The sequence below is a fragment of the Vibrio floridensis genome, assembly GCF_021852965.1.
Taxonomy (GTDB): Bacteria; Pseudomonadota; Gammaproteobacteria; order Enterobacterales; family Vibrionaceae; genus Vibrio; species Vibrio floridensis.
Genome location: NZ_JAKGCY010000007.1, coordinates 109,033 through 134,960 on the forward strand (window position 1 = coordinate 109,033; position 25,928 = coordinate 134,960).

Consider the following 25,928-nt stretch of genomic DNA (forward strand, 5'->3'; position numbering starts at 1 on the left):
TATGGTCTATCTACGTTGCTCTTGTTTGCCTTTGCGCAGTTTTCTTACCCACATGCGGCTTGGGTGTAACTCCTCAAGCACGTCAACAGGCAAAGGCAGCGGATCGTTACAGATTTGCGAGGCGAGCAACTCAGCCATCAGTGGGGCAGAGCTCAAGCCACGAGAGCCAAGGCCAAGGAGGCAGAATAAGTTCGGAAACTGAGAAATTACCTCAATCTCTTCTGCTTGAGTGTGCGGCAAATCGGCGTATTGACGCTTAATGGCCGAGAAGTCGCCGACATTGCCAACAAACGGCAGATGATCTCGGCTCACACAGCGGATTCCTTGGCGAGATAAGTTGCCAGATGTATCCACTTCTTTTGCCCACGCTTGGTTTGGGACACATTGCGTCAGTTTCTCGGCATTCTCTTGTTGCGCATTGGCATCAAACTCAGTATCCAAATGGCGGCGATCGTAACTCGCGCCAATGCAAAGATGCTGATTGTTTGGGTTGACAGGAGTCATGTAGCCGTCGTAACACAGCACACTTTTGAGCTTAGAAAGCGTCTCAGTAGCAGGGGCATGGCTGACTTGACCTTTAACTTTCGCCAAAGGAATGTCAGCGGTTTGGCTGAAGGTTTGGAACTCATGACCATTGGCAATAACCACAGCACTATGAGTATCGTGTTGACCCTGAGTATGGACTTGCCATTGCTGTGACATTTCGTCCCAGATGAGTTGTTCTACACACTGTTCAAATTTGGTCGTGAAGTTGTCGAGGGTGTCCAAGTGCGCAAAGAGGGCTTGGGTTAGCTCTGCCGGGCATAGCCAGCCGCCAAGTGAATAATGAACCGATGCCATGTCGATCGGCAAACCAATTTTTGCTGCGGTTTCTTCTACAGAGAGTTTTTGAATCAACTCGGGCGCAAAGTTCCCAGCGAGCATCTTGTCCAACTTGTTGGTTGATTTTTCATCCCACATCAACTGTGTTACGCCACACCAGTCATGATCGAAGGTGAGCGCTTGTGCGGCTTGCTCTACAAACTGGCGAGCAAACAAAAACGCGGGGGCAAATACGCGTGAGACGCCATCATGACTGCCATTGAGTAAAGGGTAAACTGCGCCTTGTCGGTTACCCGATGCGCCTTCTGCCGCTTGGGCGTGTTTACAATAGAGGGTTACTTTTTGCCCACGTTGAACCAAGGCTTTTGCGAGGGCTGCGCTGGCAATCCCTCCGCCAATGATGGCAATAGAATCGAGATGAGATGCAGAGGTGCGATTGAAGTAAGGCGCGTGGCGACTTTGTGGTTGTCTTGTTTCCATGCAGCCAGCGATCATTTCTCGCTTGGTGCCAAAGCCTTTCACTTTTTTCATGGCAAAGCCAGCGTCAATCAAACCTCGTCTTACAAAACCTGCAGAGGTAAACGTCGCCACGCGACACTCAGATCTCGCCAGTTTCGCCATGCCATTGAAAAGATCCTGATTCCACATCTCGGGATTTTTACTTGGAGCAAACCCATCGAGGAACCAAGTGTCGATAATGCCTTCTTCACCGTAAGGCACCGAGGGTAGGCAATCTTTAATATCGCCCAGCCACAGATCAAGCGTGACGGCGCCATTGTCCAGCACAATGCGATGACATTCTGGAACAGCAGGTGGATAATGACGATGAAGTTTTTCCGCGAGTTCCGCCAACTCAGGCCAAGCTTGATGCGCTTTGATCAAATCTTGTTGGCTAAGGGGAAACTTTTCAAAGCTGACAAAATGTAACTCTTTGAGTGTTGCGTCAGGGTTTGCACGGCGAAAGTCATTGAACGCCTGCCAAACCGCGAGGAAATTCAATCCAGTGCCAAAACCCGTTTCGCCAATCACAAAACGACGGCGGTCAAATTCTTGCCATCTTTCAGGAATAAGATTTTGTTTAAGAAACACATAGCGCGTTTCTTCTAGGCCGTTCACATTGGAGAAGTAAACGTCATCAAATTGGTCAGAAACCGGTGTGCCGACTTCATTCCAGCCGAGTTCTGCATGGGTAATGGATGTCATAGTAGGATGTTAATCTGTGATGTAGCGCGGTTAGAATAGGGCGATTGTACGAATTTCTGGGAAAGCTGACCACTTTTGTTATGCTTCTTAGTTATTATCTAGCGGATTTTGAATTATAGGAATGTCACATGAAACGAGTCGTAATCACCGGTATGGGTATTGTTTCAAGTATCGGTAACAACGTCGAAGAAGTGCTTGCTTCTCTAAAAGCAGGTAAATCAGGTATCACTTCGTCTGAGCAATTCAAAGAGAAAGGCCTGCGTTCTCAGGTGTGGGGCGATCTGAAAATTACTCCTGCCGATCATATCGATCGCAAACAAATGCGCTTTATGGGCGATGCGGCTGCGTATGCATACCTATCGATGGAACAGGCAATCGCGGATGCGGGCCTGACAGAAGATCAAGTTTCAAACGACCGTACAGGTATCGTTGCGGGTTCTGGTGGTGCTTCATCACTAAACCAAGCGGCGGCAGTCGACACGCTACGTGAAAAAGGCGTGAAACGTATCGGTCCTTACATGGTGCCTCGTACCATGTCATCAACCGTTTCTGCGTGTTTGGCAACACCATTTAAGATTCGCGGTGTGAACTACACCATGAGTTCAGCGTGTGCAACTTCAGCACACTGTATTGGTCACGCAGCGGAACTTATTCAACTTGGCAAACAAGATATCGTGTTTGCAGGTGGTGGTGAAGAGCTTGATTGGACATTGACTATGATGTTCGATGCGATGGGCGCACTGTCAACCAAATACAATGAGACGCCAGAAAAAGCGTCTCGTACTTACGATGCAGACCGTGATGGTTTTGTTATCTCTGGCGGCGGCGGCATGCTGGTGATCGAAGAGCTTGAGCACGCCTTAGCGCGTGGCGCGAAAATTTACGGTGAGATCGTCGGCTATGGTGCGACATCGGATGGCTACGACATGGTGGCACCATCCGGTGAAGGCGCTGTGCGTTGTATGAAGATGGCGATGCAAGATGTAGAGAAAATCGACTACATCAACACGCATGGTACTTCAACGCCAGTAGGCGATGTGAAAGAACTGGGTGCGATTCAAGAAGTCTTCGCGGGTAACAGCCCTGCTATTTCAGCAACCAAAGCGATGACAGGTCACGCATTGGGTGCTGCAGGTGTTCACGAAGCGATTTACTCAACGCTGATGCTACACCACAACTTTATTGCGCCAAGCATCAATATCGAAAACCTAGATGCTGCGGCTGAAGGTCTTGATATTGTGACGGAAATGCGTGAAGCAGAATTGAATACAGTGATGTCGAACAGCTTTGGTTTCGGTGGTACCAATGCGACTTTGGTGATTAAGAAATACCAAGGTTAATGGCAAAGCTCAGCCGTGTTGCATCGCAGCACGGTCACCAGTTTCCAGAGCTTGATCAGTACCACTGATCGAACAGACGCAGACTCTGTCCCATGGAGAGCGGGACAGGATCCTTTTGTTCTGGAATTTTACCCGGTCTTGTACCGGGTTTTTTCTTTTTGTTTGTCGGTGAATGTGTTGAGATTTTTATGAAAAAGGGCACAATCACTGCAACTTTCCAATATGGATCTGGGATTTGCCACAATGAAAATTCTTGTTGATGAAAACATGCCTTACGCCGAGACGCTGTTTAGCCAGCTTGGTGAAGTGATTTTGAAGCCGGGCCGCAGTTTGACGGCTGACGACTTGGTGGATATTGATGCACTGATGATTCGCTCAGTGACGAAAGTGAACGCTGCATTGATCAGCAAAGCCAACAAACTGAAGTTTGTCGGTACCGCAACAGCGGGCATGGATCACGTTGACCAAGCGCTATTGAAAGAAAAGGGCATTTACTTTACCGCGGCTCCAGGCTGCAACAAAGTGGGTGTCGCCGAGTATGTCTTTAGTGTCATGATGGTACTGGCACAGCAGCAAGGTTTTTCGGTTTTTGAACAAACCGTTGGCATAATTGGTGCTGGACAAGTTGGCAGTTACTTACAGCAATGTTTGGAAGGCATCGGTATTAAAGTACTGATTAATGACCCTTTTAAGCAAGAAGAAGGGGACGAACGTGAGTTCACCTCGCTGGATCGTTTGTTGCAAGAAGCGGATGTTATCACCTTACACACGCCAATCACACGCGACGGTAAATATCCGACACATCACCTGATCAACGAAGAAATTCTAAACTCATTGCGTGCGGATCAAATTTTGATTAACGCTGCCCGTGGTCCTGTGGTCGATAATCAAGCGCTTAAGCATCGTCTGCAACAAGCTGATGGCTTTACGGCGGCACTTGACGTGTTTGAATTTGAGCCAGAGGTTGATATGGAGCTACTGCCTCTGTTAGCATTCGCCACCCCTCACGTGGCTGGTTATGGTCTTGAGGGGAAAGCTCGCGGAACTACAATGATCTTCAATAGTTATTGTGAGTTCATCGGTAATGAACTTCGTGCGCATGCCAGCGACCTCTTGCCAACTGCGCCTGTGCCAAAAGTGGTACTGGATCGCAAGTGGGATGAAGCAACGCTCCATACCCTGACGCAATTGGTCTACGATGTGCGTAGAGATGACGCACAATTCCGACGCGAAATCGGTGCGCCAGGTGCGTTTGACCTAATGCGCAAAGAGTATTGGGATCGTCGTGAATACAGTGCAGTCACGCTAGTGGGAAGCGCGCAATGTCGTCTAAAACCACTAGCAAAACTAGGTTTTCAAGTTGAGGTAAGTCAATGAGCCAACAATACAATGTTGCCATTCTAGGGGCGACCGGAGCGGTCGGTGAAACCATTCTTGAAGTGCTTCAAGAGCGCAAATTTCCTGTCGGTGAGTTGTACTTGCTAGCCAGTGAGCGCAGTGAAGGTAAGACTTACCGTTTCAACGGTAAAACAATTTACGTGCAAAATGTCGAAGAGTTTGACTGGTCGCAAGCACACATCGGTTTGTTCTCTGCTGGCGGCGACCTTTCTGCGAAATGGGCGCCTATCGCAGCAGAGGCTGGTGTGGTTGTGATCGACAACACGTCACATTTCCGTTATGAGCACGATATTCCATTGGTGGTTCCAGAAGTTAACCCAGAAGCCATTGCTGAATTCCGTAACCGCAATATCATTGCCAATCCTAACTGTTCAACCATCCAGATGCTGGTGGCACTTAAGCCAATCTACGATGCAGTAGGTATTGAGCGCATTAACGTTTGTACGTATCAGTCGGTTTCTGGTGCGGGCAAGGCAGGTATTGATGAGCTAGCGGGACAAACCGCGAAACTCTTAAACGGTATTCCGGCGGAAAACAAACAGTTTGCTCAGCAAATTGCGTTTAACTGTATTCCACAAATCGACAAATTCATGGATAACGGCTACACCAAAGAAGAGATGAAAATGGTGTGGGAAACGCAGAAAATCTTTAATGATGCGTCGATTACCGTTAACCCAACGTGCGTGCGCGTCCCGGTTTTCTATGGTCACGCTGAAGCGGTTCATATCGAAACGGGTTCACCGATTGATGCAGAAGAAGTGGTTCGTCTATTGGAAGAAACCGAGGGCGTTGAAGTATTCCATGGTGAAGATTTCCCAACCCAAGTTCGCGATGCTGGTGGTAAAAACCATGTGATGGTTGGTCGCATCCGTAACGACATCAGCCATCACAGTGGCGTGAACTTGTGGATCGTGGCGGATAACGTGCGTAAAGGTGCCGCAACCAATGCTGTTCAAATCGCAGAAGTGTTGATTCGCGACTACTACTGATCTCGAAACACTCGGCTTCAAGCCTTAAGAATACTCAAGCCTCGCCATGTGCGAGGCTTTTTTGTTCGATTAGAGAGCAATTGTGTGAGATTAGTACGAATATCATGTCAGACCCACATTTTTTGGCTTAATTCCTATAGTTTTGCCGTGGTTATCCGATATATTTAACAGATCATGATTTAAATTATAACTAAGCACAGAGCTGAGCCTTCTATGCGTCAAATTTTTAAGCGCCTGTTAGCCCCTTTATTGCTAATGACTGCGCTACCGACATCAGTTTCACAAGCGGACGGCATTCGATTAGTCGGTCCTACTGGTGAAGTGCAATCATCGCCAAGTTTTTCAGAACAAGTTGAGCGTGCCAACTCGCCACTGCCTGTTTCCGATGAACCCTCTCGTTTCTATGGCCCAACAAGTGCAAACGAAACCTTGTGGTCAATCGCCAGCAAATTACGCCCCGCAAATAACGTCTCGGTACAACAAACTCTCTTAGCCATTTACCGATTAAACCCGCAGGCGTTTGAGAACCAAAATATTCACAGTTTAGTACCTGGTAGTACCTTGCGTGTGCCGTCGCTCGCTCAAGTCCGCAGCGCTTCAACCGAGCAAGCGGTTACGGTGATGAAAGCACATCAGGATAAGCTCAACGCGACTTCTCGTCCTATTGCGCCAACGCCAGTTACTCGCCCAGTCAAAGTGACGCCAGCGACACCAGCCCAAGCAGTGAGCGAAACGGTGAAGGTGGAGCCCCAAATCGACACCACGCCAGTGAAGACACCAGACGTTCCTCAAGTGAAAACACTTGAGAAACAGCTCGAGATGTCTGAAAGCGAATTAACCGCGCTGGAAGAAAAGAACCACAATTTGCGTTTGATGTTGGCGGAAGTTCAGTCCGAAGTGGATGGATTGAAAACCGAGCTGGGTGATGAAAACCGTATCCGTTCCGAAGTCGAGAAGTTACTCGCAGAAGAAAAAGCGAAGCTTGAAGAACAGCAACGCATGCAACCATCGGCGTTTGATCAATTCTTATCAAATGGCTGGATGGTGGCTGCCGCTGCCCTGATTCCTGGGGCATTGATCGGCCTTTTGATTGTGATGCTACTGGGGCGCCGTAAAGAAGCGGAACCAAGCGCAAGTGAAACACAAACTGAAGTGCCATTAACACCACCGCCAATGTCAGATTCGGATCTGGACGATCTGACCGATGATCTCACCCTCGATGATGACCTCTTCAGCGACAGCGATGACAATAGCGAGTTGCTGTTTGATGACACTATGGGAGACGACGAAAACGACGTCTTTGGTGATCTTGACGACAGTGATCTCGATTTCAATCTTGAAGGCGAAGATGGTGAAGACCCATTTGCTAGCATCGGTGATGACGGCGATTTGGATACTGACTTCGATGACTTTGACTCATCAAACAACGGCATCAGTGTTAAAGGTTCTGACAAAGCGCTGGGTCTTGAAGAGATGGAGCGTGCACTGGATGAAGTTAGCCCAGAGCTAGAAATCACTGACGACGAAGAGAGTGACTTTGATCTTTCTGGTGAAAACGTCGGCATGTCAGAAGATGACTTAGCGGAATTGCTGGCGTCCGATGAACCGACGGAAGACCTAGGTGATTCAGCCCTTGACCAGTCAATCCTTGATGACCTGTTCTCCAACTTGGGTGACGATGATGAAGTTGACGAATTTGATTTAGGTTTAGATGAAGATAGCGCGGCTGCACCAACTGAAAACAAACAGATGTCTGATGCAATGTCTGGAACGATGGCATCAGATGAAGATATTGATCAGCTACTGGCCCAGTTTGATGAGCCAGTCATCGATGAATCAGAACTGGACACGCAAAGCAGCCTAGACGAATTAGAGTCACTATTAGAGTCTGGTGCTGACGACACGCAAGATGACTTATCCACCTCATTGTTAGATGAGATGTTGGAACAGGCTTCAGATGATGAAGTGAGCCTCGATCCTCTTGATGAGCTCGAAGCTCTGGCGGGTCTACGTGACGATGAAATTGAGGTATCGCCAGCAGACACAGAGTTGCTTGATGAGCTACTCGAAGCGGGCGAAGAAGAATCACTTGATGAATTTGATCCACTCAGTGAGTTAGAGGAACTCGCGGCCTTTGGTCAAGATGAGGTTGTGCCTGAGCTGGATGAAAACAGCACCGATCTGCTCGATGAATTACTGGAAAGTGCACCAGAGAGTGATGAGTCGCTTGAGTGGCCAGAAGAAGAGTTGGCAACGGCAGAGGAAAGCGATCTCTTTGACGAACTGATTGGCTTAGATGAGAGCGACAAAGCTCAAGAGGACGATGTTGCTGAGTCGTTCGATTTTGCCGCAGAGCTGGATGCTGCATTAGATTCATCAGAAGATTTTGTTGAACTGTCCGTCTCTGAACCTGCGCTTGAAGAGGTGAGTGCGGAAGTTGACTCGGTAGACAACACAGCCATTGATGAGCTATTGGATGGCGTTCTCCCTCTTGAGGAAGCGTCACCTGAGCAAGGTGAACCGACGGCAGAGGTCGAAGAACTTGTTGAGTCCATCGATAGCCCAATGGTTGACGATGAATTTGAACCAACAGAATTCAATAGCAGCCATTTTGCTGAAGATTTGGCTAACGTTGCGCCGACGCTTGATCCACTGCTAGATGCATTCCCAGAGGATATTGAAGAAGCCAGCACCGCTGAAGCAGAACAGGATACCGCTCCCCAGACCCTACAAGAGTCGCTGGACGATTCAACAGAATTACAGCTTGAAGAGGCGGCTCCGTCTGAGTCTGTCTTACCTACAGAGCTGCTTGCCGATCTGCCAGTGGAAGAGGGAGAAACTGGTGATGTCGATGACATCGATGCTCAAGATGACCTAGATGACCAAAATGATGACTGGTTGCAAGCCGCCATTGATGAAGTAGAAAGCCCACGTCAGTCAATCGATGAGTATGAGCCTACAACGCAGACGGAAACCGCAGAGCAAGAACTGCTTTCTGACCATGAGATAGCGACCACGGCACCTGAGCTTGATGTTGAGGAATCACAAGAGCTACAGGAAGAAGACTGGCTACAAAGTGCGATTGATGAAGTTGAATCACCACAGATTGATTCAGAGCTGCATGAGGTCGATTCAGATGAGCGCATTGCATCGACTTCTTTGGCGACAGAGGTTACTGAAGAAGCGTTAGATGGGCATCCTGATGACGCCATGCTTTCAGAGCTCGATGACACACAAGCTCAAGACGATGAGCTTGTGGATCTTATTGACGATATCGCAGAGCCTGTTTCGACTGACGCAGAAGCGTTGTTGGCGCAGGACATTGAGGATGCTCAAGAGCTTGAGGCACCTGCAACGGAGATGCCGTTAGAAGAGCCTGTTCATGAAACGCCGACACCAAACGCAGTGCCAAATGAATTTGGTACTCCCGTCGAAGAAGATTGGGCAGAAGCAGAGACTCTTTTTGATGGTCTAGTAACCGACAGTGAACTGCCACAAGCACAACAAGAAGAATCGCTAGCAGGATTAGCAGAGGCTGAATCGACGGCAGAACAGGACGACAGTCTCGACGACTTAGAACTGTTGGAATTCGATGAAGAAGATGCACTGGAAGCCTTAGCTGATGAGTCTGCACAAGAAGCCAATGCGGTGCTCGGTGAAGATGCGATCGGCTTGGATGAGTTAGCGCTTAACGAATTTGGCGAAGATGACGAGTTGGCTGTGCTAGCCGATGAGCCTGGTTTTGCAGAACCTTCGCTTGAGAGTGAGCTTGAAGACATTGATCTTGACGAACTGGATTTCCCAGAGTTTGGCGAAGAAGAAGCGTTAGCCTCTCTTGAAGAGGAGCCGATGCTATCTGAGGTCGAATTGTCTGAATCGGAGTTGGTGACGCCTCCAATCGACGAAACTGAGCTACTAGATCAAGCTGAAAGCGCGGTGACCGATCTCGGCAGCATTGAGTTTGATGAGAGTGAACTACCGGAGTTCGGTGAGGAAGACGCACTGGCTGCAATGGCAGATGAACCTTCACTCGCAGATTTTGAATTAGATGAGCCCGTTGAAGAGGGTGAAATCGACCTTGCTGATGAGGTTGAGTTTGACGAACTCGAACTGCCTGAGTTTGGTGAAGACGAAGCACTGGCCGCAATGGTAGATGAGCCTTCTTACGATGCCCCGCTTGTGGAAGAGGGAGCGTTTGCGGCTGAAGAGCCAGCCGTCGAATCCGAAATCACAAGTGACGAGTCCGCATCAGATGAAGTGCTTGAGCCAAGCGAAGTCGCAGCTGACAACGTAGAAAGTGCAGAAGAGCAAGCTCAAGCCGAAACAAAGGACGATGCGTTCGACTTTGACGAACTCGAATTGCCAGAGTTTGGTGAAGACGAAGCACTGGCCGCAATGGCAGATGAGCCTTCTTACGATGCCCCGCTTGTGGAAGAGGAAGTGTTTGCGGCTGAAGAGCGAGCCGTTAAATCTGAAGTGACAAGCGAAGAATCTGCGTTAAATGACGTTCTTGAGCTAAGCGAAGTCGCAGCTGACAACGTAGAAAGTGCAGAAGAGCAAGCTCAAGCCGAAACAACGGACGATGTATTCGACTTTGACGAGCTAGAGCTGCCAGAGTTTGGCGAAGACGAAGCACTGGCCGCAATGGCAGATGAGCCTTCTTACGATGCCCCAGCTGTGGAAGAGGACGCGTTTGCAACGGAAGAGCCAGCAGTCGAATCCGAAATCACAAGTGACGAGTCCGCGTCAGATGAAGTGCTTGAGCCAAGCGAAGTCGCAGCTGACAACGTAGAAAGTGCAGAAGAGCAAGCTAAAGCCGAAACAACGGACGATGCGTTCGACTTTGACGAACTCGAATTGCCAGAGTTTGGCGAAGATGAGGCGGCAGAAGCGGTTGCCAGTGAGCCAAACATCGAACCTGATGCTGAGCCTGAAGCAGAATCAGACGATTTTGAAATTGATGATATCGAACTGCCAGAATTTGGCGAAGAAGATGCCATCGTTTCGGTGGCAGAGGAGCTCGATGAAGCGCCAATTACCTCCGAGCCAGAAGAGCAAGATTATCATTTTGACTCTTTGGAATTACCATCGATTGAAGAGAGTGGTGAGTTAAATACCGTTAACAAGCCGCACATCAATCCTTCTTCCTATGAAGAACAAGATGCATTGTTTGACGTATTTGCCCAAGAGGTGGGATTCGAAACGGCGGAAGAAGAAATTCTTCATCAAGAGTTTGATGAAGCTGCTATGGCTAATTTGCTCTCGGAAGATGCGTTAGACAATAACTTTTTCCCAGATGTATCTGACAGGGATGCTGTCGCCAGTGCCGGCCTTGATCTAGAAGCGATGCTAGAATTTGGCGGAGATGACTGGGCTGGCTTTAAACTTCCAGAAGAGCCGTCTGAAACGGTAGCATCTGAACTCCCTGTTGATGAGCGTGAAATTTGGAGTTCAGAAGAAGCATTAAGACAGCCAAGCATTGATGAAGAAAACTGGGCTGAGCAAGACGACTTTGATCCGAAGAAAAACCAATACATGACGATTGACGAGCTCATGGCTCAAGTGGATGGTGATGAAGTGGAGTTTGAAGAGGAAGATCTCAAACTGGATGTCGGCCTGGATGAATTTCCTGATGTGATTGGGGACATTAGCAACGTCGATGTGGATGAAAACGCAGAAGCGGCAGGTAAACTGGATCTGGCAAAAATTTACATCGAAATGAACGATGCGGAAGGGGCGACCAAACTGCTCGAAGAAGCGATTGTTTATGGTGATGACGATGTTCGCCGTGAAGCGAAAAATCTTATTGATATGATTAACGGCCGTTAATTTTGTTCTTCAGTAACAAGGGGTAGCTTTCGCTGCCCCTTGTTTTATCGCTCAAAGTTTGAGGATTAGAAATTCAAGCCACAACCGTTTATACTTCCCGCCCCAAATTCAAATCGAAGGTTATCATGAGAATTGCATTAGGCATCGAATACAATGGCACTGACTATTTCGGTTGGCAACGTCAACGCGAAGTCGCCAGTGTTCAAGAAAAGCTGGAGAAGGCGCTGTCGAAAGTGGCTAACCATCCAGTAGAAGTCCAATGTGCAGGTCGCACCGATGCTGGGGTTCACGGTACTGGGCAAGTGGTTCACTTCGATACCAATGTTGAGCGCAAAATGGTTGCTTGGACCATGGGGGCCAATGCGAACTTACCCAAAGACATCGCAGTACGTTGGGCAAAAGAAGTACCAGATGAGTTCCATGCGCGTTTCTCAGCAACTGCTCGCCGCTACCGCTACATCATTTTCAACCATGCATTGCGTCCTGGCATTTTAGGCTCAGGGGTAAGCCATTATCATGGCGATCTTGATGAGAAGAAAATGCATGAGGCGGGACAATATTTGTTGGGCGAAAATGACTTCACCTCGTTTCGTGCGGTGCAATGTCAATCGCTCAGTCCATTTCGCAATATGATCCATTTGAATGTGACGCGTCACGGACACTATGTGGTGATCGACATTAAAGCCAATGCCTTTGTGCACCACATGGTGCGCAACATTACGGGCAGCTTAATTATGGTCGGTCGTGGTGAGCAAGATCCAGAGTGGATCAAATGGTTGCTCGAAGCGAAAGATCGTAAGCTCGCCGGCCCGACGGCCAAAGCCGAAGGTTTGTATCTCGTCGATGTGGACTACCCTGAAGAGTTCGATTTACCTCGCGAGTCGATCGGTCCGTTGTTTTTGCCCGATAATTTGAACTAATCGAGAGATTCAGATTCAAAAAAATGAGTAACTTAGCGTGCGACTTTGACTGAAAAAATAGGTACAACCAGTTTTTTATCTACAGTTGTCGTTATATGTGGTTTAATCCACACGCGTAAATTCGAATTTTTGTCTTTCGCTATGGAGCGGAAGCGTTGAGAGAAAAGGTCTTCCATGAGTTGGCTTGAAAAGATTTTAGAAAAAAGCAACATCGTAAGCTCACGTAAAGCGTCTATCCCTGAGGGTGTGTGGACGAAATGTACTTCATGTGAGCAAGTTCTGTATCATGCGGAGCTTGAGCGTAACCTTGAGGTGTGTCCTAAGTGTAATCACCACATGCGTATGAAAGCGCGTCGTCGTCTAGAAACGTTTTTGGACGAAGGCAATCGCGTGGAGCTAGGTGGTGAACTTGAGCCGCAAGATAAACTGAAGTTTAAAGACTCTAAGCGTTATAAAGAGCGTATCGCAGCGGCGCAGAAGAGCAGCGGTGAGAAAGACGCCCTTGTTGCGATGAAAGGTGAATTGCTAGGCATGCCTATTGTCGCTTGTGCGTTTGAATTCTCGTTTATGGGTGGTTCAATGGGCTCTGTTGTCGGTGCGCGTTTCGTACGTGCGGTTGAAGCGGCAATGGAAAACAACTGCGCGCTGGTATGTTTCTCAGCAAGTGGTGGTGCACGCATGCAAGAGGCTCTGATGTCTCTCATGCAAATGGCAAAAACCAGTGCGGCGTTAGAGCGTCTATCTGCGAAAGGTCTGCCGTTTATCTCTGTGATGACCGACCCAACCATGGGTGGTGTTTCAGCGAGTTTAGCGATGCTTGGCGACATTAATATCGGTGAGCCGAAAGCGCTGATCGGTTTTGCTGGTCGCCGCGTTATCGAGCAAACCGTGCGTGAAGATCTGCCTGAAGGCTTCCAGCGCAGTGAGTTCCTACTTGAGCACGGTGCCATCGATATGATCGTTGATCGCCGTGAAATGCGTCAGCGCGTTGGTGGTTTGATCGCCAAGCTGACCAATCACAAGTCGCCTCTCGTTGTTTCTGTGAACGATTCACCAAATGAAGCGGCATATTCTGTACCAGAAGCGAACGAAAAAGGGTAAAGTAGCCTCTAACAAACAACCAAGTCTTTGATGGTTATCGTTAGATGAAACAAAACTCTATTCCACAAGCCACATCCCCTATGGCGGTGTGGCTTGATTATTTAGCCAATATACACACTTCTGCCATTGATCTTGGCCTAGACCGAGTTCAAGCTGTTGCTCTCAAAGCAAACCTCACCAAACCTGCACCTACTGTGATCACCGTTGCTGGCACGAACGGCAAGGGTTCAACCTGTGCGTTAATGGAAGCGATCTTACTCGATGCCGGATATTCCGTTGGTGTATACAGCTCGCCACACTTAATTCGTTATAACGAACGAGTCCGCATTAATGGTCAAGATCTTGCGGACGAAAAGCACTGTGAAGCGTTTGATTTCATTGAGCAACAACGTGGTGATATCAGCCTAAGCCTGTTTGAGTATGGAACGCTGGCTGCATTACGCTTGTTCCAAACGGAAAAGGTCGATGTGGTTCTTTTGGAAGTTGGGCTGGGCGGGCGATTGGACGCCACCAACGTAGTGGATCACGATGTCTCAGTGATCACTAGCTTGGCGCTTGACCACGTAGATTGGCTCGGAGATGACATTAACGTTATCGGCTTTGAGAAAGCGGGCATTTATCGTAGTGGTAAGCCAGCTATTTGTGGCCAGCCAACGCCTCCGTCAACCGTTGCTGCACATGCAGACGATATCGGCGCAGAGCTTTACCAAGTCGGTATTCAGTTTGACTATCAGCTTTCGGGCGAAGGTTGGCGCTGGCAGCATGGTGCTTTCGCATTGGAAGATTTGCCTCTCCCAGGGTTGCCTTTGCCAAATGCCGCAACCGCGTTAATGGCGCTAGGTGCCTCCGATCTTGAACTGAGCGATATCAACATAGTCAACGGACTAAAAAATGCGAAGTTAGCGGGTCGAATGCAGGTGTTGCAGACAGCGCCGTTAATTCTTTTGGATGTGGCGCATAATCCTCATTCCGCGGAATATTTAGTGACTCAGCTTCAGTCTCGCTACCAAGGCAAAATCATCCATGCGGTGATTGGCATGTTGAAGGATAAAGACATCAAATCGACGCTAGAAGTTTTAGCGCCCGTGACACGCCATTGGTACCCAGCCTCGCTGACAGGACCAAGAGCCGCGACAGCAGAAGAATTGGTTCAATATTTGCCGCAAGGCACACAAAGTTATACCGATCCAGCACACGCTTTTGACCAAGCACTGTCACAAGCACAATCTGATGAGATAGTGTTAGTGGTTGGCTCTTTCCACACCGTGGGTGAAGTGTTGGAGCATTGGCAACAAAACAAAGGTAATTAAATGGCAAGTAAGTTCCAAAGCCGTCTGGTGGGGACCATTATCTTGGTCGCTATCGGCGTGATAGTGCTTCCTGATGTCCTCGATGGCCAGAAGCTTCACTATAAAGAAGAGTTTGCCACCATTCCGATCAAACCGGAATTGAGCAATGAAGTGGAGAGTTTTGAAATTCTTGAGCCCGTAGAAGACGACATCAAGCTACCAGACTCTCCTGTGGTCGCGACGGTGGGGCAGTCTGTGTCAACGCCAAGTGAAACGCGACAAAGCCAAACAAAACCGAAATCTGTTGAAGTCAAAATCAACGAGGTCGCAGAAAAGAATAACTACGAAGATTCAGCATGGATCATTCAGTTAATGGCACTGCGTAATGAAGAGAATGCGCAGAACATGGCGAAGGATTTGCAGAAACGCGGTTATCAAGCGCATACCATCAAAGAAAATGGTTTTACTCGAGTTGTAATTGGTCCTGATGTGTCAAAAAGTAAACTTGAAAGACAAGTCGTGGAATTGGAAAAAATTACCGGTTCCAAAGGTCAATTGCTCAAATTTAAACCACTAAACCCATAAGAAAACGTTTGCGTCAGCATTTTTTCTGTTAAAATGCGCGCCAACTTAAGATGAAGAAAACATGAATTGGTTAGATTTTGTCATTTTAGGTGTGATCGGATTTTCAGCTCTGATCAGTTTAGTTCGCGGTTTTGCGAAAGAAGCATTGTCATTGGTGATTTGGTTTGGAGCCTTTTTTATCTCCAGTAACTATTACACCAAACTCGCGGTGTATTTCACCAATATCGAAGACGACATGTTTCGAAACGGAGCCGCAATCGCGGCATTGTTTGTCGCGACCTTGGTAGTTGGTGCAGTGGTCAATTATGTCATTGCTCAACTAGTACAAAAAACAGGGCTTTCAGGCACAGACCGAATTTTGGGTGTGGTGTTTGGTGGTCTACGTGGGGTGCTAATTGTCTCTGCGGTGCTGTTTTTTATGGATGCTTTTACGGCATTCCCAAGTTCGGAGTGGTGGAAGAGTTCGCAACTGGTCCCTGAGTTCAGTCGAATAATTGCCCCATTCTTCGAGCATTTACAAGCAACATCGAGTTTTTTGTCTGGCACTCTCTAGCGGTGCCAGCTACTGTCGCAAATCGAGGATTAGGACATGTGTGGTATTGTTGGAATCGTGGGCACAACCCCTGTAAACCAGTCAATTTATGACGCGTTAACAGTGTTACAGCATCGTGGCCAAGATGCCGCTGGTATTTGTACCATAGAAAGCAATCGTTTTCGTCTGCGTAAGGCAAACGGTCTGGTCAAAGATGTGTTTGAAGCAAAACACATGCAACGTCTTCAAGGCAACGTCGGCATTGGTCATGTACGCTATCCAACGGCCGGTAGTTCAAGTGCTTCAGAAGCACAGCCTTTCTACGTTAACTCGCCATTTGGCATTAGCTTAGCGCACAATGGCAACCTGACTAACGCTCACGAAGTTCGTCAGAAATTGTTCGAAAAAGATCGCCGCCATGTAAATACCACCTCAGACTCCGAAGTTCTTCTCAACGTTCTTGCTCATGAAATTGATACAGTCAAAGGCAACGTTACTGCCGATGATGTCTTCCGAGCCATCGCCAATGTGCATCGTACCATTCGTGGTGCTTACGCGGTCACGGCGATGATCATCGGTCACGGTATGATTGCCTTTCGCGACCCACATGGTATTCGTCCACTTTGCTTAGGTAAGCGCGAAGAGAACGGACAAACGGAATACATGGTGGCGTCAGAATCAGTAGCGCTGGATGCGGTTGGCTTTGATTTTGTGCGTGACGTTGCGCCAGGTGAAGCGATTTACGCGACTTTTGACGGTGAACTCTTTACCAAGCAGTGCGCTGACAATCCAAAACTCAACCCGTGCATTTTTGAGTTCGTTTACTTTGCACGCCCAGATTCGTTTATCGATAAAATTTCTGTCTATAGTGCGCGAGTCGAAATGGGTAAAAAGTTGGGTGAGCGTATTAAAGAAGAGTACGCCGATCTTGATATTGACGTTGTCATTCCCATTCCAGAGACCTCTTGTGATATCGCACTGCAAATTGCACAAGCGATTGATAAGCCGTACCGCCAAGGGTTTGTTAAAAACCGCTATGTCGGCCGTACCTTTATCATGCCGGGCCAGCAATTGCGTAAAAAATCGGTACGTCGCAAGCTCAATGCCATTCGCTCTGAATTCAAAGATAAGAATGTACTGTTAGTCGACGACTCAATTGTACGTGGCACCACTTCTGAGCAAATTATCGAAATGGCGAGAGACTCAGGCGCGAAGAAAGTGTTTATTGTTTCTGCTGCACCAGAGGTGCGTTTCCCGAACGTTTACGGCATTGATATGCCAAGCGCAACTGAGCTTATTGCGCATGGACGAGATAACGAGACAATCTGTAAGCTGATTGGTGCTGACGCGCTGATTTTCCAAAAACTGGAAGATTTAGTGGATGCGGTAGGCTTAGGAAATCCCGATATCATCAAGTTCGATACCTCCGTCTTTAATGGCGAGTACGTGACGGGTGATATTGATCAGCAGTACCTTGATTTCCTAGATTCGATGCGTAACGACGATGCAAAAGTACAACGCGAAATTCAGCTAGATTTAGCGAATCTAGAGTTGCATAACGAAGGTGCATAGCGCTTGAGTAAAGTTTGCCTTTGGGCAAAATAAAAAGAAAATGAAAAAACCAGAACGTTAGTTCTGGTTTTTTGTTTGAGACACTTTTTTCTAGTGAATGTTATAAGCAATCACGTAGTCGATAAACAAACGCACTTTTTCGGGTAAGTGATCTTTGTGATTGTAGAGCATATAAATATCGCGCGGGTTTGCGCTCCAGTCAGGCAGAATACGCACTAGGCTGCCATCAGCGATGTACTCTTTTATCATCACATCTGGCATGAGCGTGATGCCTAGTCCCTCTGAACATGCGCTACGTACCACATTCAGTGCATTGGCTTGAAAGCGACCACGATCAACGTTAACCACGGTTTCGCCTTTGCTGTTGATTAATGTCCACTTTAACAGCGGGTGGCCTTTGAGCAGGAAGTGGTCGTGCAGATCTTCAGCATGAGTTGGCATAGGGTGAGCGTTTACATACTCAGGGCTAGCCACCAAAATATCTTTTACCGAACCAATTTTACGCGCGATAAGGCTTGAATCTCTTTGTGGTCCTACACGGAAAATGACGTCCCATTCGGTGGGATCAAGTCGATCAGCATTACTTTCAGTGGTGAGCTCAATATTGATGTCGGGATATTTGCTCATAAAACCGTTGAGCATCGGCATCATCATGCGCTTGGTGAGATTGTAGGGCGTTGAAATCTTGATTTTTCCCGAAGCACCGCGGCATTCGTCGGTAATTTCCTCTGCGGTGTTGGTTAGTCTTTGTAATAAAGGCGCACATTCACGGAAAAAGCGCTCTCCAGCTTCAGTGAGCGACAACTTGCGTGCATGGCGATTGAGAAGACGTAAGTTTACGGCTTCTTCTAAAGCTTGTATGCGTCTGGTAATGGTGGCGACCGGAATCATCGTTTTACGTGAAGTTGCGGTGTAGCTCCCATTTTCAACAACGAGTCTAAACAGGTTGAGATCGTCTAATTTCATATTTTCTGACACATCTATTTACCAAATAGGCCTAATTTAACGCTAACTTTGCGATCAAAGTTTGCTTGAAGTCAACTGGAACCGCGATTTGTACTTACTCAATATCTAGTAGCAAAAGCTGATATAGGGTGGAATATTTGTATAAATGGTTTTTTGCAGCTACTTTTTATGACAGAGACTGCATGGGTATTACAACGGAAGTAATGACCCCTGCTTCCATTAAATAACAATAAGAATAACATTGATAACCACTTTGACTGAGTGTGTGAGGTGAAGCTATGTATAAGACTCACAGTCAAACGGCAATGACCTCGGCAAGGGATGCGGTACAACCAAAGCTAGTACTATTGGTTGATGATGATCCGATCTTTCGTCGTATTACCAGTGCCTATCTCGAAAACCAAGGATACAGAGTCGTAGAATCAGAAAATGGTTTGCAAGGGCTCCAGCAGCTACGTGAACACGACCCTGATATTGTTTTATGCGATTTGTCGATGCCAGTGCTAAGCGGTATCGAGTTTGTGGAAGAGGTGAGCCTTGAGTATCCCTCTCTGCCGATGATTGTTGTTTCTGCCACCGGAGAGATGTCAGATGTCGCTAAGGCATTGCGATTTGGCATCAAAGATTTTCTTCCCAAACCCATTGGTAACTATCAGCATTTGGCTGATGCCATTGAGAGTACCTTGGAAGACTCGATGAATCATATCGCCGATCAGCGAGACTTTTCTAGTCAGTGGTTCCGAGTTGATGGTGGTGGTGAGTTGCCTGATGAACAAGAACTGCATTGGCACCTTAACTATCTGGAAGACAATCCAAATGCTGCACGTGACTTGCTTCACGCCTTGTTGCCTGAAAAGGATACCTCTCAAGGTGATTGGAAGGTCTGTTACAAGCTTTTGCAATCTATCGATATGATGCCGTTGGTGTTTGATTACCGTTGGTTGATGAACGGGCAGTTTGCTTTTTACTTGGTGGATTCCGCTTCGGTAGAAAAGCAGGGGGTTGCGACTACACTGCTGATAAGAGCTTTGTTCGATGATTATTTGAGAAATTTGAAAAGTTTCAGTGCGGATCTTAAGGATATTGCCGAGATCCTCGAGAGAGGTATTCGTTATTCGGACTGTGCTTGCCCTGTGAATGCTTTATTTGGTGTTGCTGACTTGGTTGACGGCAGTGTGGAAATATTACCTGCAGGTCTAGACAGCCAATGGTCGACTGGATTGGTTAATCAACATATCTCGGCGGGAAATCGCTTGGGTAATCACAGCTTAAAGAATTTTATCACTCGAGATTTGCAGATAGGTTCGGGAAGTCAACTCTCTATCGGCTGCTTGGGATCAGCGAGCTTCAGCCTAACTATTACTCGAGGAAGTAAAGTGAGTTAGCGATGTGAGCGCAAACTTTGAGTAGGTGTGTTAGCTTAATAACACATAACAGCAAAAACACAGTTTCTTAAAGCTGTGTTTTTTTTATGAATTGATGCATCTATAGAAAAACAACGTTTAGTCAGCGGTGTCGATGTGTTATCCGCTAATTTATCAATTACCCCTACTTTTGCTTGGTGTTTAGCGAGGTGCCTTTGCGGTATATTGTCGGCGAAAACAATAATGAACCATTTTCTTAACCATTGGTTAACTCTTTTGGGGTAGAAAACGTAAAGAAAGTTATCAGCACAAGAGTAGAAGCATCATGGCAGACAAAGATTTTAAAGAGCCCTATAATCTGTTTTATTTTCTTGGTTTTATCGCAGTTCTTTTAATTCCAACTTTACCTGCGACATTAACCTGGATTCGTGTACTAAACGGTTACGCGGGTTTCTAAGCATTAATATCGGGAGTTCACCATCCGTATTCGACGTTTATTTCTCAATATAGTTGGTGGACTCAGTTTATGCCTTGGTATTGCAGGCATTATCCTTCCTCTGCTTCCAACCACGCCTTTTATCCTGCTCGCGAGCGCCTGTTTTTTACGTTCCAGCCCGCGATTTCATCATTGGTTACACAGCCACAAAACCTTTGGTCCGGTACTGGACAATTGGCAACAAAATCGTGCTGTGACGCGTCGCGTTAAACAGCGTGCTATCTTGTTTATTCTGCTGAGCTTCTCTGTTTCTATCTGGATTGCACCACTCATGTGGCTAAAGATTGCACTAATGTTTGGTTTAATCGTTTTGCTTGGCATTTTTGTCCGCCTCCCTGTGAGCGACTCGGTTGCCGCGCGACGGGAAACTGACTAGAATTGGGAAGAAAAGTGCGCCCACTCTTCGAGTGGGCATTTTGTTTTTAGCGTTACAGAGAATGTTCGACGTCAGCTCTGTAACGATGAGTACCACCTGTTCTAAGCCCTCATAATAGCGTGACAAAAAGAGAGGGCGATGAGCCAATCTAAGTAAATCGATATTATGACTACAAACACCATTGCACAGATCCAAGCCAGTATTAAAAGCATCCCAGATTACCCGAAACCAGGTATCCTGTTTCGCGATGTGACCAGCCTTTTAGAAGACGCTCAGGCGTACCAGGCAACCATCCAATTGTTGGTTGATAAGTACAAAGACATGGGGTTCACCAAAGTGGTGGGTACTGAAGCGCGTGGTTTCTTATTTGGTGCACCGCTTGCGTTGCAGTTAGGTGTGGGCTTTGTGCCTGTACGTAAGCCGGGTAAACTGCCTCGCAACACCATCGCACAATCATACGAACTTGAGTACGGTGTTGATACACTGGAAATCCATACGGATGCGATCGTTGAAGGTGACAAAGTTTTAGTGGTTGATGACTTGCTTGCGACAGGCGGCACCATTGAAGCGACAACCAAACTGATTCGTCAGCTTGGCGGTGTGGTTGAGCATGCCGCGTTTGTTATCAACCTACCTGAAATTGGTGGCGACAAGCGTTTGGAAGGTCTTGGCCTTAACGTTTACAGCATCTGTGAATTTGAAGGACACTAATTAAGTCAATGAGTTATTTAGCTTTAGCGCGAAAATGGCGTCCGCGTCAATTTAAAGAAGTGGTGGGGCAAGGCCATGTGCTGACTGCCCTAGAAAATGCTCTTGAGCACAATCGTCTGCACCATGCTTACTTGTTCAGTGGCACACGAGGTGTGGGTAAAACCTCGATTGGTCGCTTGTTTGCCAAAGCTCTCAACTGCGAAACGGGCATCACCTCAGCGCCTTGTGGACAGTGTGATACCTGCCGAGAGATTGAAGAAGGGCGCTTCGTTGATCTACTGGAGATTGACGCCGCATCGCGTACTAAAGTTGAAGACACTCGTGAACTGTTAGACAACGTTCAATACAAACCAGCGCGCGGTCGTTTCAAGGTTTACTTGATCGACGAAGTGCACATGCTCTCGCGTCACTCTTTTAATGCGTTACTCAAAACCTTAGAAGAGCCGCCAGAGTATGTGAAATTCCTATTGGCAACGACGGATCCCCAGAAACTTCCAGTGACGATTTTGTCTCGTTGTTTGCAGTTCCACCTTAAGCCGATCACGGTTGATGTTATCCACCAACAGCTCGATTTTATTTTGGCGAAAGAAGGTGTCACCGCTCAAGCACGTGCGCTCGGTATGATCGCGCATGCTGCCGATGGCAGTATGCGTGACGCCCTAAGCTTAACCGATCAAGCAATTGCGTTAGGCAATGGTCAGATTGAAACCGATCTGGTCAGCCATATGTTAGGCACCATTGATACCGACCAAGCGATCCATCTCTTAGAAGCCATTAGCAGCAAGCAGCCACAAGTGGCAATGGATAAGATTCAGCAGCTCGCGCAAAATGGTGCGGAGTGGGATGGTTTGTTGCAACAATTAGCGACTCAGCTGCATCGCATTGCCATGTACCAGCTGTTGCCTTCAAGCCTAGACAAAGCGCAGCCTGATGCAGAAAAAATTGAACTGCTTAGTCGTGCGCTGTCACCACAAGATGTTCAGCTGTTTTATCAGATCGCCTTAAAAGGGCGTGATGACCTCTCTTTGGCGCCAAATGGGCGTATCGGGATGGAAATGATTGTGTTGCGTATGATGGCATTTCGTCCTGCGGATGTGTCGCAAGCGAACATCATTTCTGCGCAAGGTGCGAATTTAGCATCAGCGCCGGCAGCTCAAAGTGCCGCTCCTCAAGTGAGTACGTCGCCAGCCCAAACGGCCCCGGCGATGAGCGCAAAGCCAAGCTCTGAACGGGTTGCTCCCGCAGAACGTCCTCAAGCGGTCAGTCACGCGCCATCGCGTCTCGCTTCATCGATGAATGCCCCAAGTTCTGTGGCCCCTCAGCCTGTTCAGACAGAGATGCCACCTCAATATGATGCGCCACCGATGGATTATGCCGATTATCCACCTATGGATGACATGCCGCCAATGGGTTATGGCTATGAGGATGCAGCCGCATTGCAGCCTGAGCCTCAACCTGCGCCGCAGCAGGCGCCTGAAAGTGCAAGTCCAGCTCCTGGTGGCTTGACTGGTTTGCGTCATCAATTGCGTTCTCAACGTCAAGGGCTGGCACAAAATGGTGGCTCAAAAAAGTCTAAAGCGGCATCTGCTGAGAAAGAGTCGGTCCTCGATCGAGTCGCGCAAAAGCAGGCAACTGCAGCGCAGGTGTCGTCACGTCAAAGCCTTGCGCCGTCAGAGCCTGAAGTAAAAGAGGATGAACCCTATCAATGGCGTCCGAGTCAGCCTGTGGTGCAATCTAAGAGCAAAGAGCTGACGCCGACGGAAATTAAACGCGCACTTGAGCACGAAAAAACGCCAGAAATGGCGGAAAAACTCGTTGCAGAATCGCTCGAGCAGAGTGAGTGGGCAAAACTGATCACTCAGCTCGAAACGGCAAAATTGGTGGAACAGTTAGCGCTCAACTCGGCGTTTAACAAAGATGGTTCAACCATCGCTTTGACGCTGCGTAGCCATCAACAACATTTAAATACCGATAAAGCGCAAAAAGAGCTGCTTTCTGCGCTCAACGAAACGCTGGGCGAAACTTGCCATCTCTCTGTGGAAGTCGGAGAGCAAGGTGAGACTCCTCTAGAGTTACGCGAAAGGCTTTATCAGCAAAAATTACAGCAGGCTTTCACTAGCCTGGAAAATGACACCCATGTTCAGTTTATACTGCGCCGATTCAGTGCAGAACTGGACAGAGACAGTGTTCGCCCTGTCTGAATTTATTCGCGGGGTTGAAATGTTCGACAAACGACCCCATCCATAGTGAAACACCTCATTCAACCAGAGAGAAAAACATGTTTGGTAAAGGCGGTATGGGCAACCTAATGAAGCAAGCCCAACAAATGCAAGAACGCATGCAAAAGCTTCAAGAAGAAATCGCAAATATGGAAGTGGTCGGCGAATCAGGCGCAGGCTTGGTGAAAGTCACCATCACTGGTAGCCACAGCGTACGTCGTGTCAACATCGATGAAAGCTTGATGGAAGATGACAAAGAGATGCTTGAAGACTTGATCGCAGCAGCATTTAACGATGCAGCACGCCGAGTTGAAGAAACTCAAAAAGAGAAAATGGCAGCAATCACTGGCGGTATGCAACTACCACCAGGCATGAAAATGCCGTTTTAATCGAAAAGGTTAACTATGCGTACCAGCCATATGCTGGAACAATTGATGGAGGCCTTACGTTGTTTGCCTGGGGTTGGCCCCAAGTCAGCACAGCGTATGGCCTTTCATTTGTTACAGCGAGATAGAAAAGGCGGCCTGCAGCTTGCGGATGCATTAAGTCATGCCATGACGGAAATTGGTCACTGTAACGAGTGCCGTACTTTTACCGAAGAAGACGTTTGTCATATCTGCAACAACCCAAAACGCCAAGAAAACGGATTATTGTGTGTGGTCGAAAGCCCTGCCGATATCGCTGCGGTGGAAGCCACAGGGCAATTTTCTGGTCGTTACTTTGTGTTGATGGGGCACCTATCACCGCTTGATGGTATTGGACCTAGTGATATTGGCCTTGATGTCCTCGATTATCGTCTGCGTCGCGGTGATATCAAAGAAGTGATCTTAGCGACCAACCCTACCGTGGAAGGTGAAGCGACCGCGCACTACATCGCTGAACTCTGTCGAGCGCATACAGTGGACGCCAGTCGAATTGCTCATGGTGTTCCCGTCGGTGGGGAGCTTGAGCTGGTGGATGGCACGACGCTCTCCCATTCGTTATTGGGCCGACACAAACTCAACTAACACCAAAGCGATGCTGTCACAGCATCGCTTTTTCATTGCGTCTTTTTCTTTGATGAACGGGTTAAGATTCGGGCTCCATAACCAATCGCCAATGTGAGTCGAGCACGGGTGATGGCGTGTAGTAGAAGTGCTGTTCGCCGCTGTGTAGGTAGCTGAGATACTCACTCAATATCCTACAAGTGGTCTGCTCGCACGTTGGGTTGTTCAACAACACGACTCCATCGAGGTCACTATTTGCAGGCAGTGAAACACACGAAGATGGCTCCTTGTTTGGGTTGATGCACAGCAAAGCCGCGCGTGTGGTGAGTTTTTCCAAAAGGGTAAAAAGTGCCTGTTCGCCAAGTGCATTTGGCGCTTTTATTTCCAAGCGTATCTCGCTAACCTCCTTAAGCTGCATAAGCGCATCGTCGAGCTGCTTTGTGAAATCGGCTAGTGAAACATCATGCAGCGCCCCTATCTCATGCAGCTCACCTATATCATGGAGTGCGTCTTGCTCATGTAGAGCGCCTATCTCAAGCAAGCCAATGCCATTGTCTTGACGGCCGCGAACTGCGAGGGCCTTTGTTGGGTTGGCTCTCCATTGCTCTGCCGACGGTGATTGTATGGCGGTTAGCCTTGATCCGCTCAGCTCGGTGAACATGGCCTCGACTAATGAACGCCATTGCTCTTCGTTTTGCGCCTGTGCCGCTTTGATCAAATAGGGCTGATAAAGCTGCTGCCACTCATCTTGAATTTGATCGTAGTGCGGATAGTTTGTCGCTACGCTTTGCCAAAGTTGCTGGTAGTCGTCTTCATAGCCCAATGAGTTTCGTGCTGCAACAACCGGTTGAGACTCGCGCAGCACAATCTTCACTTGGTCCGTATTGGTGCGATCACCACTGTCTTTGGCGTAAAGTTCAAAGATGTACGTTCCTGCAACGGTCGGGTTGAGCAGTGTGGCCGTAAAGCTGTCAGCGTTTAAAATGGTTAGGCTCTGTGGGCCAGAAATTTGTCGCCATTGCTTAGTCTTGATAGAGAACACCAGTTTCGGCCAGCTTTTCGCTGAGCCGTGCAAGGTAATGGTGTTGATCGGTAACGTATGGTATTGGTCGGAACCTGCGTTGACTGTTGGTTTAGTGTACTTGTTAGCATCGGCGGCATCATCAACATCGCACCCAGCGAGGAACAACAGTGTGGCTATTAAGACGATTTTGAGTAAGTTACACATCT

At 47.9% G+C, this 25,928-nt stretch carries 19 protein-coding genes; 16 read left to right on the top strand and 3 right to left on the bottom strand.

The genetic code is table 11. The annotated features are described in order from the left end of the window. Nucleotides 1–6: 6 nt before the first annotated feature. A complete protein-coding gene (gene mnmC / locus LZU85_RS12660) occupies nucleotides 7–2,025 on the bottom strand; it encodes a bifunctional tRNA (5-methylaminomethyl-2-thiouridine)(34)-methyltransferase MnmC2/FAD-dependent 5-carboxymethylaminomethyl-2-thiouridine(34) oxidoreductase MnmC1 (protein WP_237287211.1) in 2,019 nt (672 codons plus the stop codon). 128 nt (nucleotides 2,026–2,153) lie between these two features. On the opposite strand from mnmC, the gene fabB reads away from it, so the two are divergent. The 10 genes from fabB to purF all read left to right on the top strand — a co-directional run bounded on the left by fabB (nucleotide 2,154) and on the right by purF (nucleotide 17,580). Then, complete coding sequence (gene fabB / locus LZU85_RS12665; RefSeq protein WP_011079885.1) at nucleotides 2,154–3,365, top strand: beta-ketoacyl-ACP synthase I; 1,212 nt, start codon at nucleotides 2,154–2,156, stop codon at nucleotides 3,363–3,365. A 243-nt stretch (nucleotides 3,366–3,608) separates the two neighbouring features. Next, nucleotides 3,609–4,742: a 4-phosphoerythronate dehydrogenase gene (locus LZU85_RS12670; RefSeq protein ID WP_061059137.1), complete on the top strand. Its 1,134-nt coding sequence runs from the start codon at nucleotides 3,609–3,611 to the stop codon at nucleotides 4,740–4,742. Next, entirely contained in the window at nucleotides 4,739–5,752 is a 1,014-nt protein-coding gene (locus LZU85_RS12675; protein ID WP_176298636.1) for an aspartate-semialdehyde dehydrogenase, read from the top strand. The genes LZU85_RS12670 and LZU85_RS12675 overlap by 4 nt, the downstream gene beginning before the upstream one ends. Before the next feature lie 213 nt (nucleotides 5,753–5,965). Next, nucleotides 5,966–11,581 carry a FimV/HubP family polar landmark protein gene (locus LZU85_RS12680; protein WP_237287212.1) on the top strand — a complete coding sequence of 1,872 codons (5,616 nt, stop codon included), beginning with the start codon at nucleotides 5,966–5,968 and terminating at the stop codon, nucleotides 11,579–11,581. Nucleotides 11,582–11,706: 125 nt separating this feature from the next. Beyond that, complete coding sequence (truA, locus tag LZU85_RS12685) at nucleotides 11,707–12,501, top strand: tRNA pseudouridine(38-40) synthase TruA (RefSeq protein WP_080536505.1); 795 nt, start codon at nucleotides 11,707–11,709, stop codon at nucleotides 12,499–12,501. A gap of 174 nt (nucleotides 12,502–12,675) precedes the next feature. After that, on the top strand, nucleotides 12,676–13,602 hold the full coding sequence (accD, locus tag LZU85_RS12690) for an acetyl-CoA carboxylase, carboxyltransferase subunit beta (RefSeq protein WP_011079890.1): 927 nt from the start codon (nucleotides 12,676–12,678) through the stop codon (nucleotides 13,600–13,602). A 44-nt stretch (nucleotides 13,603–13,646) separates the two neighbouring features. Then, a complete protein-coding gene (gene folC / locus LZU85_RS12695; RefSeq protein ID WP_237287213.1) occupies nucleotides 13,647–14,912 on the top strand; it encodes a bifunctional tetrahydrofolate synthase/dihydrofolate synthase in 1,266 nt (421 codons plus the stop codon). Beyond that, nucleotides 14,913–15,476, top strand: a complete 564-nt coding sequence (locus LZU85_RS12700; RefSeq protein WP_237287214.1) for an SPOR domain-containing protein — start codon at nucleotides 14,913–14,915, stop codon at nucleotides 15,474–15,476. 61 nt (nucleotides 15,477–15,537) lie between these two features. Beyond that, nucleotides 15,538–16,029 (top strand): CvpA family protein, encoded by a 492-nt coding sequence (locus LZU85_RS12705; RefSeq protein ID WP_011079893.1) that lies wholly within the window; start codon nucleotides 15,538–15,540, stop codon nucleotides 16,027–16,029. A gap of 36 nt (nucleotides 16,030–16,065) precedes the next feature. After that, nucleotides 16,066–17,580 (top strand): amidophosphoribosyltransferase, encoded by a 1,515-nt coding sequence (gene purF, locus LZU85_RS12710; RefSeq protein WP_176298632.1) that lies wholly within the window; start codon nucleotides 16,066–16,068, stop codon nucleotides 17,578–17,580. Nucleotides 17,581–17,670: 90 nt separating this feature from the next. Here purF and LZU85_RS12715 read toward each other — a convergent pair whose 3' ends face one another. Continuing rightward, nucleotides 17,671–18,546 carry a LysR family transcriptional regulator gene (locus LZU85_RS12715; protein WP_176298734.1) on the bottom strand — a complete coding sequence of 292 codons (876 nt, stop codon included), beginning with the start codon at nucleotides 18,544–18,546 and terminating at the stop codon, nucleotides 17,671–17,673. Between the two features lie 278 nt (nucleotides 18,547–18,824). On the opposite strand from LZU85_RS12715, the gene LZU85_RS12720 reads away from it, so the two are divergent. The 6 genes from LZU85_RS12720 to recR all read left to right on the top strand — a co-directional run bounded on the left by LZU85_RS12720 (nucleotide 18,825) and on the right by recR (nucleotide 24,719). Then, nucleotides 18,825–19,931, top strand: coding sequence for a response regulator (locus LZU85_RS12720; protein ID WP_176298631.1), 1,107 nt, complete (start codon nucleotides 18,825–18,827; stop codon nucleotides 19,929–19,931). 458 nt (nucleotides 19,932–20,389) lie between these two features. After that, complete coding sequence (locus tag LZU85_RS12725; protein WP_336886307.1) at nucleotides 20,390–20,782, top strand: YbaN family protein; 393 nt, start codon at nucleotides 20,390–20,392, stop codon at nucleotides 20,780–20,782. Nucleotides 20,783–20,947: 165 nt separating this feature from the next. Next, the gene (gene apt / locus LZU85_RS12730) at nucleotides 20,948–21,493 is read left to right on the top strand and encodes an adenine phosphoribosyltransferase (RefSeq protein ID WP_011079898.1); all 546 of its coding nucleotides are present in this window, start codon (nucleotides 20,948–20,950) and stop codon (nucleotides 21,491–21,493) included. Between the two features lie 8 nt (nucleotides 21,494–21,501). After that, nucleotides 21,502–23,694 carry a DNA polymerase III subunit gamma/tau gene (gene dnaX / locus LZU85_RS12735; RefSeq protein WP_206625261.1) on the top strand — a complete coding sequence of 731 codons (2,193 nt, stop codon included), beginning with the start codon at nucleotides 21,502–21,504 and terminating at the stop codon, nucleotides 23,692–23,694. Between the two features lie 77 nt (nucleotides 23,695–23,771). Continuing rightward, complete coding sequence (locus LZU85_RS12740; protein WP_011150874.1) at nucleotides 23,772–24,101, top strand: YbaB/EbfC family nucleoid-associated protein; 330 nt, start codon at nucleotides 23,772–23,774, stop codon at nucleotides 24,099–24,101. Nucleotides 24,102–24,116: 15 nt separating this feature from the next. After that, entirely contained in the window at nucleotides 24,117–24,719 is a 603-nt protein-coding gene (gene recR, locus LZU85_RS12745; RefSeq protein ID WP_176298629.1) for a recombination mediator RecR, read from the top strand. A 61-nt stretch (nucleotides 24,720–24,780) separates the two neighbouring features. Here recR and LZU85_RS12750 read toward each other — a convergent pair whose 3' ends face one another. After that, nucleotides 24,781–25,926 (bottom strand): PKD domain-containing protein, encoded by a 1,146-nt coding sequence (locus LZU85_RS12750; protein ID WP_237287215.1) that lies wholly within the window; start codon nucleotides 25,924–25,926, stop codon nucleotides 24,781–24,783. Between the last annotated feature and the right edge of the window lie 2 nt (nucleotides 25,927–25,928).